The sequence below is a fragment of the Bradyrhizobium sp. USDA 4369 genome, assembly GCF_054056435.1.
This window is the reverse complement of record NZ_JBSRYH010000001.1, coordinates 4,847,089-4,865,668: the sequence shown is the minus strand read 5'-3', so window position 1 is coordinate 4,865,668 and position 18,580 is coordinate 4,847,089. Positions and strand designations below refer to the sequence as shown.

18 protein-coding genes are annotated in these 18,580 nt (G+C 61.2%); 5 read left to right on the top strand and 13 right to left on the bottom strand.

Going from position 1 to position 18,580, the window contains the following annotated elements; translation table 11 throughout:
- Nucleotides 1-1,137: an ABC transporter permease gene (locus ACVIJ6_RS22060; protein ID WP_250172341.1), complete on the bottom strand. Its 1,137-nt coding sequence runs from the start codon at nt 1,135-1,137 to the stop codon at nt 1-3.
- 101 nt (nt 1,138-1,238) lie between these two features.
- On the opposite strand from ACVIJ6_RS22060, the gene ACVIJ6_RS22055 reads away from it, so the two are divergent.
- Together ACVIJ6_RS22055 and ACVIJ6_RS22050 are read left to right on the top strand one after the other, a co-directional pair.
- On the top strand, nt 1,239-1,568 hold the full coding sequence (locus ACVIJ6_RS22055; RefSeq protein ID WP_456774408.1) for a hypothetical protein: 330 nt from the start codon (nt 1,239-1,241) through the stop codon (nt 1,566-1,568).
- On the top strand, nt 1,569-2,069 hold the full coding sequence (locus tag ACVIJ6_RS22050) for a phage holin family protein (RefSeq protein WP_456774407.1): 501 nt from the start codon (nt 1,569-1,571) through the stop codon (nt 2,067-2,069).
- Nucleotides 2,070-2,096: 27 nt separating this feature from the next.
- Here ACVIJ6_RS22050 and ACVIJ6_RS22045 read toward each other — a convergent pair whose 3' ends face one another.
- Complete coding sequence (locus ACVIJ6_RS22045) at nt 2,097-4,790, bottom strand: bifunctional acetate--CoA ligase family protein/GNAT family N-acetyltransferase (protein WP_456774406.1); 2,694 nt, start codon at nt 4,788-4,790, stop codon at nt 2,097-2,099.
- A 256-nt stretch (nt 4,791-5,046) separates the two neighbouring features.
- Here ACVIJ6_RS22045 and ACVIJ6_RS22040 point away from each other — a divergent pair, with 256 nt between their 5' ends.
- Nucleotides 5,047-6,036, top strand: coding sequence for a zinc-dependent alcohol dehydrogenase family protein (locus ACVIJ6_RS22040; RefSeq protein ID WP_456774405.1), 990 nt, complete (start codon nt 5,047-5,049; stop codon nt 6,034-6,036).
- 24 nt (nt 6,037-6,060) lie between these two features.
- Nucleotides 6,061-7,617, top strand: coding sequence for a bifunctional aminoglycoside phosphotransferase/ATP-binding protein (locus ACVIJ6_RS22035; RefSeq protein WP_456774404.1), 1,557 nt, complete (start codon nt 6,061-6,063; stop codon nt 7,615-7,617).
- 144 nt (nt 7,618-7,761) lie between these two features.
- Here ACVIJ6_RS22035 and ACVIJ6_RS22030 read toward each other — a convergent pair whose 3' ends face one another.
- Complete coding sequence (locus ACVIJ6_RS22030; RefSeq protein WP_456777054.1) at nt 7,762-9,456, bottom strand: PHA/PHB synthase family protein; 1,695 nt, start codon at nt 9,454-9,456, stop codon at nt 7,762-7,764.
- Between the two features lie 185 nt (nt 9,457-9,641).
- Entirely contained in the window at nt 9,642-10,007 is a 366-nt protein-coding gene (locus ACVIJ6_RS22025; RefSeq protein WP_456774403.1) for a hypothetical protein, read from the bottom strand.
- A 161-nt stretch (nt 10,008-10,168) separates the two neighbouring features.
- On the opposite strand from ACVIJ6_RS22025, the gene ACVIJ6_RS22020 reads away from it, so the two are divergent.
- Nucleotides 10,169-10,897, top strand: a complete 729-nt coding sequence (locus ACVIJ6_RS22020) for a CBS domain-containing protein (RefSeq protein WP_456774402.1) — start codon at nt 10,169-10,171, stop codon at nt 10,895-10,897.
- Nucleotides 10,898-10,961: 64 nt separating this feature from the next.
- On the opposite strand, the gene ACVIJ6_RS22015 is transcribed toward ACVIJ6_RS22020, so the two are convergent.
- The 9 genes from ACVIJ6_RS22015 to ACVIJ6_RS21975 form a co-directional block, all read right to left on the bottom strand.
- Nucleotides 10,962-12,230: a CaiB/BaiF CoA transferase family protein gene (locus ACVIJ6_RS22015; RefSeq protein ID WP_456774401.1), complete on the bottom strand. Its 1,269-nt coding sequence runs from the start codon at nt 12,228-12,230 to the stop codon at nt 10,962-10,964.
- Between the two features lie 185 nt (nt 12,231-12,415).
- Nucleotides 12,416-12,877, bottom strand: a complete 462-nt coding sequence (locus ACVIJ6_RS22010; protein WP_456774400.1) for a GNAT family N-acetyltransferase — start codon at nt 12,875-12,877, stop codon at nt 12,416-12,418.
- A gap of 4 nt (nt 12,878-12,881) precedes the next feature.
- Nucleotides 12,882-13,175 carry a hypothetical protein gene (locus ACVIJ6_RS22005; protein ID WP_456774399.1) on the bottom strand — a complete coding sequence of 98 codons (294 nt, stop codon included), beginning with the start codon at nt 13,173-13,175 and terminating at the stop codon, nt 12,882-12,884.
- A 2-nt stretch (nt 13,176-13,177) separates the two neighbouring features.
- The gene (locus tag ACVIJ6_RS22000; RefSeq protein ID WP_456774398.1) at nt 13,178-13,561 is read right to left on the bottom strand and encodes a hypothetical protein; all 384 of its coding nucleotides are present in this window, start codon (nt 13,559-13,561) and stop codon (nt 13,178-13,180) included.
- Between the two features lies 1 nt (nt 13,562).
- Nucleotides 13,563-13,805 (bottom strand): hypothetical protein, encoded by a 243-nt coding sequence (locus ACVIJ6_RS21995; protein ID WP_456774397.1) that lies wholly within the window; start codon nt 13,803-13,805, stop codon nt 13,563-13,565.
- Nucleotides 13,806-13,923: 118 nt separating this feature from the next.
- A complete protein-coding gene (locus ACVIJ6_RS21990; protein WP_456774396.1) occupies nt 13,924-14,478 on the bottom strand; it encodes a hypothetical protein in 555 nt (184 codons plus the stop codon).
- Nucleotides 14,479-14,684: 206 nt separating this feature from the next.
- A protein-coding gene (locus ACVIJ6_RS21985; RefSeq protein WP_456771799.1) for an IS3 family transposase occupies nt 14,685-15,784 on the bottom strand; the annotation gives its coding sequence in 2 pieces (ribosomal slippage) (nt 14,685-15,532 and nt 15,532-15,784; 1,101 coding nt in all).
- 650 nt (nt 15,785-16,434) lie between these two features.
- Nucleotides 16,435-17,280, bottom strand: coding sequence for a hypothetical protein (locus ACVIJ6_RS21980; RefSeq protein ID WP_456774395.1), 846 nt, complete (start codon nt 17,278-17,280; stop codon nt 16,435-16,437).
- Between the two features lie 309 nt (nt 17,281-17,589).
- Complete coding sequence (locus ACVIJ6_RS21975; protein ID WP_456774394.1) at nt 17,590-18,579, bottom strand: M23 family metallopeptidase; 990 nt, start codon at nt 18,577-18,579, stop codon at nt 17,590-17,592.
- Nucleotide 18,580 lies beyond the last annotated feature (1 nt).

Genomic DNA, 18,580 nt, shown 5'->3' with positions numbered 1-18,580 from the left:
CTACAATCCAATGGACGCAAAGAACACGGCGAACAATCCATCGAGGACGATGACCAGAAATATGGATTTCACCACGGATGTCGTGGTTTGTTGACCTAGCGATTCGGCACTGCCCTTGACTCGCAGGCCCTCGCTGCAGGCGACAATGCCGATGACGAGAGCCATGAACGGCGCCTTCCACATCCCGACCTCGAAATGCGTGACGGAGACCGCGTCATGCAAGCGAGCGATGAAGATGGCCGGTCCCATGCCACCGTAAAGCTGGGCGACCAAGCCTCCGCCATAGAGCGCAGCCATCGAGCCAATGAAGGCCAGGATGGGCAGGGTCAAAATCAATGCCACGATACGCGGCAGGATCAGGACCTCCACCGGATCAAGCCCCATCGTCACCAGAGCATCGATCTCCTCGCGCATCTTCATCGATCCGAGTTCTGCTGTGTAAGCACTACCTGATCGCCCCGCCACCATGATGGCCACGATCAGGACGCCGAGTTCACGCAGCACGAGAATTCCAACCATGTCGACGACATAGGATTCTGCGCCGAAGCGACGAAAATGAAAGATCCCCTGCTGTGCAATGATGGCGCCGATCAGAAAGGTGATCAGCACCACGATCGGAATGGCCTGCCAGCCGATACGGTACATCTGATAGACAAGCGAGGTCACGCGCAGCGACCGCGGCCGCGCCAACGTCCGGACCAAAGCCAATGACAACGCCGCCAGCATGTCGAGGAACACCGTGATGTCCCGCGCAGCCCCGAGCGTCGAACGACCGAGATCCGTGAGCTTGGCCACTATCGGGTTCTGCCGCGGAGGCGGCGCAATATCGCGCCGGTTGACCTGCCGGACCTCCTCAACGAGACCTACGTAATTCTCGGCAACCCCGGTCATCTCGACACGGCGGCCACCGGCGGCAGCACTCCGGCTGAGCTTTTCCAGCAGCCAGACGCCGACTGTATCGATCTCGCTGACGGCGCCAAGATCGAGCTTCACGGCCTTGGCGTTGCCGACTTTGCCGCTCGCAGACCTCGTCAGGTTCTCGAGCTCGGTCACGTTGAGGGACACCCAGGATCCGCTGGGACGAAGCTCAAGCAGTTCTCCGGTCGCCTCGGCGGCCAATCCTGGATGGGCGCGCAACTCGATATCTCCTTCACTCGGCAGGCCCGGGGTACCCCCGTTCCTTAGATCTCACCAATCAGCCGCGTTTGATCTGCGTCAACCCCGTCTGACGGCATCGATTGAGCGAAATCAAGCCCCATGCCGCCTCCCGTTTTACAGTCAATCCAACCATAGGACAAAGCATGGCTGACGCATCCACCAGACATGAGCTGGCTGCATTGACCCGCGAACTTCGCGAGCTATTGAGCCAGATCGAGAACAAGGACTCCGGCCAGTCCCGGGGCGCCTCGATGATGGCGCCGATCGCTGCAATGAGCGCCGCTCTGGGCAGAGATCTTGGCGATGCGGAGCTTCGTGTCGAACAGCTGATCCGCAGCCGTCCCGTCACGGCCGCCGTGTCGGCCTTCGCGATCGGCATCGCTGTCGGCCTGCTATTGAGGAGAACCTAAGTGGATACAGAGAATGTCGCCAAACACCTTCGTCTTCTCTGGCGCACCGACCGGGTGATCGCCGATATCAGGCTGCGACACCTGCTCGTCGGCTTCGGGCTGCGGGCCCTCGCAGCACTGATTGCCTGCTTCGGCCTCTTGATGTTCGAATTGGCGGCTTATCTTGCATTGGTCCAGATCACGTCTGCGGTCGTCGCAGCCGCGGTTCTCGGCACCTCCAACGTCGTTCTTGCAGCACTCCTGCTGATGCTGGCCGGCCGAGAGCCCGCGGGCCACGAATTGGAGCTCGCCAACGAGATGCATGCCTCGTCGATGGACGCGCTGCAAGCGGAAGCGAGATCGCTGCAATCCTACCTGTCGGGCCTCATCAACCACCCGCTCAACAGCTTGGTTCCGCTGCTCATCATCCCCTTGGCCACGATGATCATCAAGACACTCCGCTCGCACGACGTCTCCGAGACCGAAGCCACGAGCCCATCCGCCGGCACGCCTCCCGGCTGAAGCCGCCTTCGCGGCAAGAGTTCATGTCTACAGCCTGAGCTTGACGTTGCAGAGATCGCGCTCGGTCGGGTCCGTCTTGACCTCGAACCCGAGATTGCGACACATTTCCAGCATGACGATATTCTCCTGCAGGACATCGCCAGAGATCATCTTGAGACCTTCCGCCTTGGCATATTCGATGATCAGCTGCATCAAGGCCCAGCCGAGTCCTCTGCCCTTGAGATCCGAACGCAACAGAATGGCATACTCACCGCTTTCGTAGATCGAATCGGAATGAATTCTCACCACACCGACGAGCTCATTGGTCGTTTCGTCCAGAGCAACAAAGGCCATTGCCCGTGAGTAGTCGAGCTGCGTCAAACGCGCGATGAACTCATGGGTGAACTCCTTCATCGGCGCGAAGAAGCGAAGGCGGAGATCCTCCGCGGTGACATGCTTGAGGAATTCATGAATGGTCGGCTCGTCCTCGGGTCTGATCGGACGCGCAAAGATGCGCCAGCCGTCTTTCACCTGGAGATGCCGCTCCCACTGACTCGGGTATGGACGAACGGCAAAGTTCGACGGCCCTGAGCCCTTGAATTTCGGCGGCACCCGTCCGACAGCAACGCGCGCGTCGACCGCCAGGACCCCGCTCTCGTCTGCCAACAACGGGTTGATATCAAGTTCGCGAATCTCGGGAACATCCGCCGCGAGCTGCGCCAGCTTGACGAGGACCAGCGCGACGGCGTCCGGCTTGACAGCCGGAACATCGCGATAAGCGCGCAGCAATCGCGAGACGCGCGTGCGCTCGATCAAGTTGCGGGCAAGATGGAGATCCAGCGGAGGAAGACCGAGCGCCTTGTCGTTGATGATCTCGACTGCAGTGCCGCCCCGGCCAAACACGATCACGGTCCCGAAGGTCGGATCGTCGGCGATGCCCATGATCAGCTCCCGCGCCTTGGCACGCACGACCATGGCTTGTACGATCACTCCGGAAATGCGTGCATCTGGGCGAACGGCCTTCGCACGGACCATGATCTCATGTGCCGCGTTACGGACCGCCTCCGCGGTGGTCAGATTGAGGACGACACCTCCGACATCAGATTTGTGGACGATGTCGCGCGACAGAATCTTGAGCACGACAGTCGCGCCCTGCGCAAATAGCTGGTTGGCATAGGCGACCGCTTCGTCAACCGTCGACGCCGCATAGGTCGGCACCATCGCGATGTCATAGGCTTCCAGAAGTCGGCTGATTTCCACGGGATCAAGCCAGGTCCGCCCATCGACGAGGGCTGTCTCGACAATGTTGCGGGCGGCCTCGACATTGGGCGAAAAAGAGCTCGGCATCGCCGGGGGCACTGCGGCCAGCGACTCGACCACCTCCCGATGGCGCACAAGGTGCATGAAGCCCCGAACGGCGTCGTCCTCCGTGGGATAGTTCGGAATTCCTGCACCGCTCAAGGTCTCGATGACTTGCTGCTCCGCGCCGACCCAGGCGGCAAGGACCGGTTTGGCCCAACGCCTGTGCTGCTTACGGTAGGCATTGACGAATTCCGTGACGGCAATTGCAATGTCGCTTGCTGACGCAATCGCCGTCTGAACGTTCATCACAAGGACCGCGTCATTGGCCTGGTCCGCGAGCAGCGCCTCAAGCGAGGTCGTATAACGGGCCGCGTCTGCATCTCCGACAATGTCGACCGGATTCGACGCAGACCAGGTTGGCGGAAGGACGGCCTGCAGCCTGTCACGAACCGCTGGCGACAGGGTTGCTGGAACTCCTCCGAGCTCGACCAGCCGATCCACCGCGAGCACACCAATTCCGCCACCATTAGTGAGAATTGCGAGCCTTTTACCCGTCGGCGGCTCGACCCGCCCCAACGTTTCCGCGCAGTCGAACAGTTCACGGAGATCCGACACACGCAACACGCCGGCGCGGCGAAACGCCGCGTCATAGACCGCATCGGCCCCCGCCAGCGCTCCCGTATGCGTTGCGGCAGCTCTCGCGCCAACCGCACCACGGCCGGACTTCACGACGACAACCGGCTTGACCCGGGCCGCCCCGCGCGCCGCCGACATGAACTTCCGAGCATCCTTGACAGCTTCGATGTAGAGCAGGATCGCGCGGGTTCCACCGTCAAGCGCGAAATGATCGAGAAGATCGGCGAGATCGACGTCCAACTGGTCGCCGATCGAGACAATTCCCGAAAATCCGACGCCGCGCTGCGCAGCCCAATCCACCATTCCTGCGGCAATCGCGCCGGATTGGGAAATCAGGGCCAAGCTGCCCGCCACCGGCATATGCGCCGAGAAGCTGGCGTTGAGCTTGATTGCGGGCATCATGATGCCGAGGCAGTTCGGTCCGATCAGGCGCATGCCGTAGCGCTGTGCGGCCTTTTCGGCCTGGTCGGCGAGCGAGCCCGGACCATGACCAAGCCCCGACGTGATGATCAGCGCGCCAGCCGCTCCCAGTGCGCCGGCACCGTCGATCAGGTCGGGAATCGACGGGGGCGGCGTTGTGATCACCACAAGTTCAGGAACGAATGGCAGCTCGCCAAGACTGCCGACGGACCCGATCCCGGCGATGTCACGGTATCGGGAATTGACCAGACCGAGCTTGCCCTCGAACCCTGCCTTGATGATGTTGTCGAGAATAGCCCTTCCGACAGAGTTCGGCCGCGGGCTTCCGCCCACCAGAGCGATGGAGCGTGGCAACAGCAGGTTCCGCAGGCGATAGGTCGACATTTCGATATCCAATAAGGAGGCGACGAGAGCCGTTCGTAGCCAGGTCCGTCTCACCAATCGGCATCTTAGTTTCAATCCGCCGCCGGTCTAGCGTGACTTATGATCCCAGACGGGGAATGAGCGTGACGCTGCTCAAGCCCCATGCTCGACGGCGACTTGATAAGCTACCCAAGCCGCTTAGAACCTTGACGGACATCAAGCCGTGGCGAGTTGTCTTGGCTTATGGGTTGAAGGCAATTGGTCCAGGAGGCGCAAGGTGCACGCGATGGTGCTGCAATCGCCTGGAGCCCCTCTCCGGCATGAATGTCTGTCGGATCCCGAGCCGGGTCTCGGAGAAATTCGCGTCCGTATCAGCGCCTGCGGAGTCTGCCGAACCGACCTGCATCTCTGCGATGGCGAGCTCCCCAGCATTCCTTATCCGATCATTCCCGGCCACGAGATAGTTGGTCGCGTTGACCGAATCGGTCGTGGGGTGACAACCCACCGGTTGGGCGAGCGGGTCGGAATTCCGTGGCTGGGGCATACTTGCGGCCGCTGCCCGTTCTGCAGCCGCGGAATGGAAAACCTCTGCGACGAGCCTGCTTTCACCGGCTATACGCGCAATGGCGGCTATGCGACCCACGCCATCGCCGACGCAAATTATGCCTTTCCGCTCGATGGACTGAGCGATGACGTCGCGACCGCGCCGCTGCTCTGCGCCGGTCTCATCGGCTGGCGGTCACTGGTCATGGCAGGTGACGCAGAACGGCTTGGAATTTACGGGTTTGGCGCTGCGGGTCACATCATTGCCCAGGTCGCCCGCTGGCAGGGCCGCCAGATCTATGCCTTCACCCGCGAACATGACCGGCCCGCACAAGATCTGGCCCGCCAACTTGGCGCAGTATGGGCTGCAGGTGCGGACCAGCGTCCAGACGTCGATCTGGACGCGGCCATCATCTACGCCCCTGCCGGCGAGCTTGTTCCGGCCGCTTTGCGGGCTGTCCGCAAAGGCGGCCGGGTTGTCTGCGCCGGCATTCATATGAGCGACATTCCGAGCTTTCCTTATTCGCTTCTGTGGGGAGAACGCTTGGTGATGTCCGTCGCCAATCTGACGCGGCAGGATGGTGTCGATTTTCTGCGGGTGGCCAAGGAGGCTGACATCCGCACGCATACGACGGCCTACTCCTTGTCCGAAGCAAACACTGTTCTCGCCCGCTTGAGGCAGGGCGACATCGTGGGCGCGGCCGTCCTCGTCCCGGACTTTTGAATCGAACTCCATCGGTAACGGCCCATGACCTCATCATCCGATCAGGACCACGTGCTCACATTCCTGGGCGATCCACGGCGACATCCAGAGGTCCGCCGCATCGATACGCATGCCGCGTCCGTCTTTCTGTTCGGGCAGCGCGCCCTGAAGATCAAGCGCGCGATCCGGCTGCCGTTTCTCGACTATTCGACTCTTGCACAACGCAAGGCGGCTTGTGTGAAGGAGCTGGAGATCAATCGGCCGTTTGCGCCGGACATCTACCTGCGCGTGGTCGCCATCACCACGGCGCCGGATGGATCGCTCGAACTCGATGGATCCGGCACACCGATCGAGTATGCCGTGGAGATGCGTCGCTTCGATGACAGCCAGACGCTTGATCATCTTGCCGCCCGACGTCATCTGGATCACGATCTCGCCCGACTCCTGGCCATGACGATCGGCAAATCCCACGCCGTCGCGCCCCAGGTCACATCGAGCGGATGGGTGGAGCAGCTCCCGCATTGGATCGACGCGTTCATCACCAGCTTTCGAGCCAGCAAGCGATTTGATGAGCTTGACGTCGAGGAACTCAGAACCCGTTGCCAATCGGCCTTCTCGCGTCTGCGGCCATTGCTCGAGCAGCGAGCAGCGACCGGTCACGTTCGACGCTGCCACGGCGATCTTCATCTGGCCAACATCGTCCTGATCGACGGCAAGCCGGTGCTGTTCGACGCCATCGAATTCGACGATCGGATCGCGACGATCGACGTGCTCTACGATCTCGCTTTCCCGCTGATGGACCTGCTGCACTTCGCTCAACCGGTCGCGGCCAATCAGCTCCTGAACCACTATTTATCGACCGCGGCGCGCGAGCGGGCCGGGGGCTTGGCCGCGTTGCCGCTCTTCATGAGCATCCGGGCAGCGATCCGCGCCCAAGTCTTTCTGGCAAAACTCGATCGTGACGATGCTGATAACACCGACCATGATCGATCGAACACGTTGGAGACCGCGAAAAGCTACTTCAAGCTGGCCAGCCGGCTGATACAGCCGGCGCCAGCAATGATGATCGCCGTCGGCGGACTTTCCGGCACCGGGAAATCCGCGCTGGCGCGGGCGCTCGCCCCTCGCCTGCCCCCTCCACCGGGTGCAATCGTCCTCCGCAGCGACCTGCTGCGCAAACGGCTGTTCGGTGTCGAGGAGACAGATCGGCTCCCCGGAGACGCCTACACGCCTGATGCCAGCTCACGCGTCTATCAAGAGCTGGCACGGCAGGCCCATCAGATGCTCGCACAGGGCCTCACCGTGATCGTCGACGCCGTGTTTGCACGCTTGCATGAACGCCAGGAAATCGAGACTCTTGCACAGCGATCAAACGTGCCTTTCGTCGGGCTCTTCCTTGTCGCAGACCTCCCTATCCGACTGGAGCGGATTCGCGCGCGGGTCGGCGATGCGTCCGACGCGACGGCCAGCGTCGCCCGAGAGCAGGAAAGCTATGATCTGGGTACCCTGGAATGGCTGCAGGTGGATGCGTCAGGCACGCTGGAGACGACACTCGAGCGAGCGCTGTCGATGCTGCAGCCCTACATTCCGAGTTCAAACTGAATCTTCGATGCGATGGCCGTGATTGCCGACAGCGCATGCCAATCCAATTGTCATGAGAGGCATGATCTTGCGAGAACTATGTCGCCTGTCAGCCGTGCCACGCTCGGCTGGCGGCTTTTGAGCCGACCACAGACGCCTCTCTTCTCAGGTATGCACGTAATCACCCGGTGCGTCGGGAAGATCGCTCGAGCCTTCAATGCCGAACTGCGGCGGCTCGCGCAGTGTCCCTGACTGTTGCTTCAGCCATTCGATCCAGGTTGGCCACCACGATCCTTCGACCCGCGGAGCAATGCTCAGCCACTCGTCCGGTCCGAGATAAGGGGCATCGGCAGCCTTGGTTCGCACTTGATGCGAGTGCCCCTGCTCATCCGGCGGCGCCACGATCCCGGCATTGTGCCCGCCGCTTGCAAGCACAAAAGTCACGTCGGCATCGACCTCGTAGTGGATCTTGTATGTCGACTTCCATGGCGCCACGTGGTCACGCAAGGTTCCGACAACGAACATCGGCTTATGGATGTCCGACAACGAGACCGGCTTTCCATCGACCCGATAGCGCCCCTCTGCGAGATCGTTATTCAGGAACAGCCTGCGCAAATATTCGGAGTGCATCCGATAGGGCAGCCGCGTCGCATCGGCGTTCCACGCCATCAGGTCGCTCGGACTGGCCCGCTCACCGAGCAGGTAATCGCGCGAGACCCGCGACCAGATCAGATCGTTGGACCGCAACAGCTGAAAGGCCCCCGCCATCTGGGTCGTGTCGAGATACCCACGCTCCCACATCATGTCTTCGAGGAACGCGACCTGGCTTTCATTGATGAAGAGCGTCAACTCTCCCGCTTCGGTAAAGTCGGTCTGGGCCGCAAACAATGTGATCGTCTTCAGACGATCATCGCCATCCCGGGCCATGGCCGCTGCCGTGATCGAGAGCAGCGTTCCGCCAAGACAATAGCCTGTGGCATGAACCTGCGTATTCGGCACGATCCTTCCGATCGTGTCCAGGGCGGACATCACGCCCAGGGATCGGTAATCGTCGAAGGCAAGGTCGCGGTCCGCTGCCCCCGGATTTCGCCAGGAGATCATGAATACGGTGAAGCCCTGGTCCGTCAGATATCTGACCAGCGAATTTTGCGCTGACAGATCCAGGATATAATATTTCATGATCCAGGCTGGCACGACCAGGACCGGCTCCGGCCGGACCTTCTCGGTGGTCGGCGCGTACTGGATCAGCTCCATCAAGCGATTGCGAAGCACCACCTTGCCCGGCCGGGTCGCGACGGTCCTGCCGACGACGAACTCGGCATTGCCGGGTGGTCGCCCCGGGTGTAGCACCTGCATGAGATCGGCGAGCCAATTCTGCCAGCCGAACACCAGGTTTTCTCCGCCGCTCTGGAATGTCTTCTCGAGGACCTCGGGATTGGTCGCCGCGAAGTTCGAGGGTGCGAACATGTCCAGCAGCTGACGCAGCGAGAAATCAACGACGGCTTCGTTGGCAGGATCCACGCCGCGAATGCCGGTCGTCGCTTTATGCCACCAATCCTCTCCCAGCAGGAAGCTCTGGGCCAGCAGGTTGAACGGCTGCATCGCCCATTGCGGCTTGGAAAAGCGATGATCGTTGGGCTGAGGCTTGATCAGGTCCCAAGGAGAGCGGTTGGGGTCGGCAAAATGCAGCGACCGCTCGGCGAGCTGCCTCGCCATTTGCCAAGCATTGTGAACATTCTCCATCTGGCGCTGCGGCGCGGCGGCCAGATGGCATGCCCAATCCAGGTAGGCCATCGACAGGGCGGCGGGAGAGATTCCGGCGGTCACCCGCGCCAGAACGGCGCTGAACGCCTTGTCCAGCTCATGATCCTCGCGGCGAAACGCGTCGGAATCCTCGTCCTCTTGTTTGAGCGGTGGTTTTCCGCCCTTTACAGCAAGCGCCGCTGCCGATTCTGACGGCGCTGTGGCGGTCACGGCAGCGGCCAGATCGCCATCGGTGTTTCCTTCTCGTCGCCGCAGATCAGGACGCGACGCACCCGCAGTCTTCAATTTCTTCGCCACCGTTGCCCCACGAGATTCACACTGGCATCAATCAGGCGCTGCCCGTGCTTGAAGAGCCGGTCGCAGTCCCTCCTGACAAAATCGACCTGATGCCGGCCACATTCCTGCACCATCGTCTGGATTCCCTTGACGGAATGCACGCCGGCGAGTTTCGATACGAATTCAGCGAACAGGTGCGTTTCTGTCCGCGCGCGATCCAGCGCCTCATTGCTGGCGAAGAGAATCTCTTCCAACATGATCTGCTGAGAGCCGATGAGCAGCTCGAGAGCATGCTTATTGGACAGCGCGACGCGTTCGGACAATTGGGCCGTTTCGTCGGCCATAGCATTCACGCCGGGGAGTTCAGACATCGGCCGTCTCCTCTCGCTGGATCAGTGGATCTTCATAGCCCAGGTCCAGGTTGAGGCCTTGAGCTGCATCAATGAATTCGCGACCTCCGCCTTTGACCTGGGTCAACTCAGGGATCTGACAGCGGACTACCCTCCATCAGCTTTTGACATCGGAGTCCGCCATGCGCGCCCATCAGATCATGACCCGTCCGGTCATCACCGTCACGCCTGACACCCCAATCGTTGATGCCGCCAACATCATGCTTCAGCGCCATGTCAGCGGCCTGCCGGTGGTCGATGCCGGCGGCAAGCTCGTCGGTGTCGTCTCTGAAGGCGACTTCATCCGCCGAACGGAAATCGGCACCGGACGGAAACGCGGGCGCTGGTTGCGCTTCATTCTCGGACCCGGAAAATCGGCCGCCGATTTCGTCCACGAACATGGACGCAAGGTGTCGGAGGTGATGACCAAGTCACCTTTGACCATTACGGAAGACGCCGCATTGGCCGAAATCGTGGAGATCATGGAAAAGAACCATGTGAAACGGCTCCCCGTGGTCAAGGGCGACCAGGTGGTCGGCATCGTGTCACGGGCAAATCTGCTGCAGGCCGTCGCAACGCTTGGGCGCCAGGTCCCGGACCCGACGGCGGATGACGATCACATCCGCAACCGCGTCATCGACAACCTCGAAAAGAACGATTGGTGCCCGTTCGGCCTGTCGGTCATCGTCAAGGACGGCATCGTTCATCTGAGTGGTGTCATCACCGAGGAACGCTCGCGGCAGGCGGCAATCGTGGCCACTGAGAACGTCGCGGGCGTCAAGAAGGTTCACGATCATCTGTGCTGGGTCGATACCATGTCGGGCATGTACCTCAACTCGCCGGAAGACGAGGAGATGGCCAAGGCCAGCTGATCGATCTGACCGGCCTCGGCCAACTCGACAGGCCATCACCGCGATTGAACCATCAGAGCGCGCGTTAGGCTTGTGGAATGGGAGGGATCGGGCCGAAGGCGCCAGCTTGCCGCAGACGCTCGATATCCTGCTCCGAATGCCCCAGAGTGTCGCGTAAGACCGCGGCGGTGTGCTCGCCGAGCCGGGGGGCCGCGCGGGGTTCGACGGTGGGCGTCAGTTGCATCGAAATGGGCGGCTCGATATTCGGGATCGAGCTGGCCGTCGGGTGGGGAATGTGACAGACGCGGTCACGCTCCCGCACCTCGGGAGCATGAAGGGCTTGCTCGACGGTGCGGACGCGACCGACCGGAACTCCGGCTTGGTTCATCCGCGAGATCCAGACGTCCATCTCTGTTGTCGCCATAATGTCAGCGATAATGCCGCGCAGTTGAGTGCGGTTGATCCATCTCGCCCGTCGCGTGGCAAAACGCGGATCGCTCAGGAGATCCGGACGACCAAGAACCTCCGTCACCAGCCGCCGGTAGAGCCGATCATTGGCGCAGGCCACGTAGAGCGGACCATCTGATGCCTCGAAGACGCCAACTGTTGGAGAGTCGTTCGGCGAGTTTCCGGTACGGCTCGGGTTCACACCGTTCATCAGATAGGCCATCCCGAAGAAACCGGTCATGGCGAGGGCAACGTCGAACAGAGCCACCTCGACGTGCTGACCGCGACCGAGCCGCTGCCTGGCGGCGAGCGCCAACAGAATGGCATTGCAGGCCGACATGCCGGTCGCCAGATCGATGATCGGGGGGCCGGTCCGCACCGGAGGACCATCGGCAAAACCGTTCAGCGACATGAAGCCGCTCTCGGCCTGAGTGATCGGATCGAAGCCCGATCGCCAAGCAAGAGGACCGCGGCGTCCATAGGCAGAGATCGAGCAATAGATCAGACCTGGATTGGTGCCGGAGACAGCCGGATAGTCCAGGCCGAACTTCTTCATGACCGAAGAAGAGAAGTTCTCAACCACGACGTCGGCCTTGGCGATCAGCGCACGGGCGACCTCCTGGCCTTGCGGGACCGTGAGATCCAGCACGACGCCCCGCTTGTTACGATTGAGACTGAGGAACGCTGCGCTTTCACCGCCGAGCTCCGCATGCTCATAGGCGCGGGTATCGTCGCCGGTGACCGGTTGCTCGATCTTGATGACCTCGGCCCCGAAGTCGCCCAGGGTTTGCGTACACGCCGGCCCGGCAACGACACGGGTGAAGTCAATCACCAACAGACCCGCCAAGGCGGCCGGCGCGTCAGTCGGCCGCGGCGCACGATCTGGCAGGGCGACCTGAGCCGGCATTCCAATCCTCCCCGCTTGCGTCGATCGTCTCACGCGATCTGTGCGGCGTTGTTCGGCGACGAGCCCACAACGACTGGAAGACCATGGTTAGCCCAATCACTGGCGCAAAGAAAGTCGCCCCCGCCCCCTCTCTCTCCCTCCTCTGCTGCAGCGCAGCGCCGCATGCGCGCACCGTTGGAGAAGCATCAGGACCCGATCACCTTGCGCCAGTAAAGCGAGTTCCGCCAGGCCCAGGGCTGCTCGGGCTGGAACAACGCATACCCGCAGCGGATGAAATTGTTGGCGGAGATGATGTTGCCGGTCGTGTCCGAAACGATGCAAGACACGCCGGATCGTCGCGCGCGTTGCTCGATCGTACGCATCAATCGCCGCTGGAGACCATGTCCGCAGCACTCTCGAATGACACCGACCCTGGAGAGATAGCCGATGCCCCGGCCGAGCGATGAAGGGATCATGCCGGCAAACGCGACGGGTCGTCCACGCTCGCTCGAAACCCACCACTGTCCGATCTCGAAATCGGGGAGAGGCGCGCAATCGAGGAAGGTTCGCACATGGAGATCGTTCAGCGTATCGAGGACATCGGGCTCGCCCGCGTCGACCTCCCGGATAACGAAGCGGCATGTCAGCCGCAGATTGTTTGCCGGCACGGCATCACCTTCCGAGGACCACTTTGATGCCGAGCCAGATCGCGCCAAGCAGACCGGTCGCGATCACCGTGATGACGGCCTTGAACGTATAGCTTTGGGCCTGTTCCACGCTCTTGCGCCAGCGGCGCAAGTGCTGAAAGTCCGCTCTCAACTCCTTCCGATCCTCCTCCTCGATGCCGAAAGAGGTGAGAATGGTCGCGATCGCCCTCATCACGACAGCGTCGATCTCGTCACGCTGAAGCTGGCTTTGCTTCATCAGCGTCTCCGCAACCACAGCCCTGATCTCGTCATGCGTCATGGTCACCGCCTGATGATTCTCGCCACGTTTTCGAAGCCGCGCTTGGCAAAGTAGAAGGAGATGACGAGGTTTGCGGTTGTCGATGCAAACCCGGCCAACGGATCGGTGGAGCCGAGCCCAAGCACCTTGTCCCACACCAACAGCTTGGCGAAATAGATCGAGACGCAGTAGCCGATCAGCTTGTCGGGCTCGTACCAGCAGCCGATCTCAGCCGCACGAAGCCGTAGCAGAGCGTCAGTCTCGGAGACCTGCGCCGCGATCTCCGTTGCGGCGAGATCGGCCGCAATCTTGGCGTCGGTGTTGCCGGCCTTGAGCTTCGCCTGATAGGCGTCGATCAGCCCCTTGATCACGGGCCCACCGAGAAAGCCGAGAAGGCTCATCCACATGTCACGAAGCCCTCCTGAGCGAGCGCAGTCGCGCGATGATCGTGACCAGCGAGATCAGCAAGAGAATCCGGCCGACGGTCCGCGTATCGCCGAACGCGGCACTGATCTGGTCCTTCAGCCCAGGATCCCCCAGAGCGTCGCTGATCGTGTCGATGATCGACAGCAGCCCCCCGATGAACGCCAGCACGTAGCCCCAGGCGATCGTCAACGAATGACGACACGCGGCCTTGATTCTTGCCCACATGACCAAGCCCTTTCGAAGAAGAGAAGCGCCGCGCCTCGACCAAGGCGCGCAAGCGCAATGCGGTTGTTGTCGTTCACCTCGTTCCCTGCGACCTCCATGCCGCAGGGAACGTCAGAATTCAGCCGCCGACGCCACCTTGCCGGCGACTGAAAATGCGCTTCACCAGCGCAGCAAAAAGGGCTCCGATGGAACCCTTTTGCGGATGACTGATCGATGCCGGCGATGACGTCGGAGGGCCTGTTGGCGGCCGAGGCTCCAACTTCTCCTCCCCGTCGCTCACGAAGCTGATGCTCGGATCGATCGCCATCATGGCCTTGAGCAGGCCGGCACACCCCGGCTGCCGGTCGACCGCCAGGGGATCGTAGATCCCATCCCGAACGTATTTCCCGGACCGATACTGATCCGTGCCAGCCCAAATATAGGGCGACGGCACACCGCGACGCGCATAGCCCAGGCCATTATATTGTTCGAGGAGCGTCAAGGCGCCGCCGATCGTCCAGTCGCGCCAGCGCGCCGCATACGGCGGGCAATTGACCAGCGCATCGACCGCCGCCTCCTCCCAGGAGGCGAACGGTCCCCGGCCAGCGGGAACGTGGACCGAGACCCGGTCCCATCGATCCCCCTGCGCCAACGAGGCGGACCAACTCTGGGACGATTCGCGCTCATGGATCACCGCAATGACAGCCCAGGGAACAGCGGTGCGCTTCGCGACGAGTTCATATTGACCTTGCCCCCAAGTTTTATCCAGGTCTGAGTTCGTTCGGGCGGTTGGATGAAGTGCTCCCCGAAACTAGGCCAACTGAGGCTGGAATTTTCCGGGGTTATGAAGTGCTCCCCGAAACTAGGCCAACTGAGGGCTGGAATTTTCCGGGGTTAGGCTCATGCCGGCGGGGGCGCCGATGAGCCATTCAACAGCGAAATCGGCGCCTTGTTGCCGATCGCGCTATGTGGCCGGACCTCATTGTAGTCTCTACGCCAATCCTCCATTTTCTGCCGGGCATCGTCAAGGCTCAGGAACCAGTGCGTGTTCAGGCACTCGTTTCGGAACTTGCCATTGAAGGATTCGATGAAGCTGTTGTCGGTCGGCTTGCCTGGCCTGGAGAAGTCGAGAATGACATTCTTCTGGTAAGCCCAGATGTCGAGATCGCGGGAGATGAACTCCGACCCCTGATCGACGCGAATAGTCTTGGGGTAGCCGACGGCCTTGCAGACGCGTTCCAAAGTCAGCACGACATCCTCGCCTCGATAGCTGAAGCGCGGATCGACGGCTGGTGAGAAGCGACTGAAGGTATCGACGATCGTAAGAACCCGGATCTTGCGGCCGGTAGCGAGCTGATCGTGAACGAAATCCATCGCCCAAGTCTCATTGATCTGAGATGCGTCGGTACGATCCTCGCGCAGCTTGGCCTTGACGCGACGTCTCGGCGTTTTATTGCGCAATTGCAGGCCTAATTCCCTGTAGAGACGATAGACGCGCTTAACGTTGACGGCCCAACCGTCACGTTGCAGCAGGACATGGACCCGGCGATATCCGTATCTCACCCGCGTCTGGCAGACGTCCTTGATCCGATTTTTAAGGGCGGCCTGGTCGCCGCGCTTCGACTTGTAGACGTACAGTGCGCGATCGATCCGAAGCGTCGAACAGGCCCGCCTGATCGAGACCTTCCAGTCGCTCCGCACCTTGTCGACAAGCTCCCGCTTGCGGCCAGGCTTCAGAGCTTTTTTGAGAGCACATCCTGCAGCATGGCCTTGTCGAGCGACAAGTCCGCAACGATCCGCTTGAGCTTGGCGTTCTCCTCCTCGAGTTGGCGCAGCCGCTTCATCTCCGATGGCATCAGACCGGCATACTTCTTCTTCCAATTGAAATACGTCGCCTGGCTGATCCCGGCCTTGCGGCAAACCTCCGCAACCGCCGTACCGTCCTCAGCCTGCTTCAGAACAAATGCGATCTGAGCCTCCGAAAACTTCGATGCCTTCATGGAACTCTCCTCTGTCCCGGGTGGGATCATAAGTGGAAAATTCCAGTTCAAACTGGCCTAATTTGGCGGGGGCACGTCACATCCGACATAGCCCCCAACTTCACCTTGGGAAGACCTGACCGCCAGGGGCGGAAGCCATGAGCCTGGCCAGCAGATCGAACAGACCGCCGCGCCCGGTCTGGTCTCCGGGCCCCGGCGCCTGCGGCAGAGAGCCGAGACCGAACAGAACGGCTGGGCCCGCAGGTCGCGAGGCCAGTGCATCCTGCCCGCGTCCGACTGCGCCGTTTGCCACCGACGAATGACCAAGCGCAGCAACGGCCGGTAGCAGGGCCGATGACGAAGCAGGCCCGGCCCGTCGATCGGAGACTGCTCCCGGCAGCGACGACTGCGGAGCTGGCAACAGCGGCATCTGATTCCGATAGTTCGGCATCCACGGCGAATTTTCGGGATTGTCGCGGGCCGGGTCGTCACCTGGGAGATAGAGGGGCGCCCGGTTTCGAGCGAGATCTTCGACATTTGGGACGGTCCACTGCTGGCGATATCCTCGAAGCTCGCCAGCAAAATCGGGATTGGGTACAGAATGCAATGGTGCGCTATCTCTCATGTGGTCACTCCTGAAAATGCTCGAGCGTTAATGACGCGCTTGCCGATCATGGATCATAGATCACGTCACGCGCGCCGTAGCGGTTGGCCAACGCGGTCGCTTCTTCCTGCGACTGCGGGTAGGCCTCGTAGATGATCTCGGCCGTGAACAGGCGCTTGAGCGATGTCGGACTCAGCATCCATCCAATGCCTGGAAATCGCCCTGTCTGATCGTAGAGCCGCTTCAAGCGCTTTCGGACATACTCGCTGTCGGGCAGCGGCTGGAAATGATCTCGATCGACGACCCTGTCCTGATAAAAGCGCCCGAACTCCGGATAATCGCTCGCAAAGGTGAGACGCCATGAATCACCTTTCGGACACTCCGCCCGCCAAAGCTTTGGGACGCTGGAATCGCGCAGCGCGCGGAACGTGACCTGGCAATCTTCCAAGCTATGCTGCCAGAGCACGATCGTATTCTTCACGACGTAGGTTCTCGCCGACGCTACGATGTAATACGATGAACAATGGTGAATGCAGACGTCGAACACTACGACGGTGACGTCGCGGCTGCGCAAAAGGTCGGAGACACGCATCGCCGTCTCGGCCTTGCCACCATTGCCGCGCACGACGAAGAGGCCGTTCTGGGCGATCTGGCTGACCAAGGACACGTCGACATCGACGCCGGTCTGCTCGCTGAAGCAGACGATCATCCGGTCAGGGCTGATCGCCGTGGGTTGCGGCACGTCGCCACGACAATAGTCGACCGCGCGATGATAGGCCTCGGGATCCGGCTGCTTCTGGTTGGCTGCGAGACCATCGGAGCCCAGAAGCAGACAGACCAGGGCGGCCCATGAGAGCGCGCTGCGAATAACTCTCCAGCTTCCCGCACTTCTCGTCGTCGCCCTTTTTGTCATCGCACGGTCGCTCCTCGGAGTGCTAACGAATTCTGTCGTGACAGCGAAACTACGACTGGACGCCGTCTCGGAGCGATCCACCTCGTCATGCGCGGCTTGCGCATTCATGCCCCTTCGCGACCAGTCGTCTTGTTTCGAGGCGCGAGCTTCGCGCTTCACGGATAGCAGGAGCGAGCCAAGACCGAGGGACGAGCGGCATTCCCGAGGGCGCCGGAGGCTCGCCGGATCTCCGTCGATCCTGCAACCGGCGCGCATCAGCCATCGATACTGACTTTTCTGACTTGGGGCCCTTAGCGGCAATTTCTTGCTTCAGTACTGAGCAACGCGGCTTATCAGCCGCCTTACCGGATACGCTTCATCAGATATCTGCTTCGGTTCTCGCTCGACCAGATCGCCGGGTCTTGAGAAGATTCCGAGCATCCCCAGCAGACTCATGCTCTCTGCTCCGGAAAGCGAGGCAGGCAGGATTCGCAGGCTTGCGGCTTGCGGAGAAGCCGGCGAATTGTCTGAGCTATCCCATAATGAAGGCGCCACCTGAATGCCGAGATCAAACGGCTCCATCGCATCACTTCTTCGCGGATCTCTCACAGCTACGAGTGGCGGCAAAGATGGTGGTACGACCGGCTGCGGCCCACCTGGGCCGCCGACTGACGTGGATCCTTCTGCGCCAGGAATTGGCATACCTGGCCGCAATGAGAGCGCCGGCGGAACTCCAGATGGCGAGATGATCATCTGGCCGGTCGCCGGCAGCGATTGACGAGGATCGTTGCTTGGCTCCGACCGCGCCGACGACCGGTCCGGCCGTTCGTAGGGAAACGACGGATGGTTGATGTCAAACGTATCCGGATCGGCTCTGTGTTTGATCTGGCTTGAATAGAGTCCAAGACCACCAGTCTCCTTGAGCCGAACGTTTCCGGAAATGATCTCTCGGTGAAGGTGAGGGCCGGTGGAGAGCCCGCTCATCGACTGCACATACTCCTTGCTTCCGATGACAGCGCCGAGGATCGGCTTCCCTGCAACGACATCGGTACCTGGGATCGGCAAGTCTCCTGGACCCAAATGGCCATATAGGGCGTAGAACGTCGTCCCGTCGGGCGCTACCGACCGAACGATGACCGAACGACCGTAGCCGGCGATCGTGCCGCTTCTGAATATCTTGCCGGTATATTCGGAATACACGGGTGTACCCGCGGCGGCAGGATTATCGGATCCCCCATGATACCCTCCTACAGTACCTGGACGCTTGGTCAACCAATCGTCGCCTCTTGGTCCATACCCTGGGTAATTATATCGCGGCATT

Excerpts from the sequence above, each read along its gene's own strand:
- ACVIJ6_RS22045 (WP_456774406.1), bottom strand. The coding sequence starts at position 4,790 with ATGTCGACCTATCGCCTGCGGAACCTGCTGTTGCCACGCTCCATCGCT.
- ACVIJ6_RS22035 (WP_456774404.1), top strand. The coding sequence starts at position 6,061 with ATGACCTCATCATCCGATCAGGACCACGTGCTCACATTCCTGGGCGAT.
- ACVIJ6_RS22025 (WP_456774403.1), bottom strand. The coding sequence starts at position 10,007 with ATGTCTGAACTCCCCGGCGTGAATGCTATGGCCGACGAAACGGCCCAA.
- ACVIJ6_RS22020 (WP_456774402.1), top strand. The coding sequence starts at position 10,169 with ATGCGCGCCCATCAGATCATGACCCGTCCGGTCATCACCGTCACGCCT.
- ACVIJ6_RS22015 (WP_456774401.1), bottom strand. The coding sequence starts at position 12,230 with ATGCCGGCTCAGGTCGCCCTGCCAGATCGTGCGCCGCGGCCGACTGAC.
- ACVIJ6_RS22005 (WP_456774399.1), bottom strand. The coding sequence starts at position 13,175 with ATGACGCATGACGAGATCAGGGCTGTGGTTGCGGAGACGCTGATGAAG.
- ACVIJ6_RS22000 (WP_456774398.1), bottom strand. The coding sequence starts at position 13,561 with ATGTGGATGAGCCTTCTCGGCTTTCTCGGTGGGCCCGTGATCAAGGGG.
- ACVIJ6_RS21995 (WP_456774397.1), bottom strand. The coding sequence starts at position 13,805 with ATGTGGGCAAGAATCAAGGCCGCGTGTCGTCATTCGTTGACGATCGCC.
- ACVIJ6_RS21980 (WP_456774395.1), bottom strand. The coding sequence starts at position 17,280 with ATGACAAAAAGGGCGACGACGAGAAGTGCGGGAAGCTGGAGAGTTATT.
- ACVIJ6_RS21975 (WP_456774394.1), bottom strand. The coding sequence starts at position 18,579 with ATGCCGCGATATAATTACCCAGGGTATGGACCAAGAGGCGACGATTGG.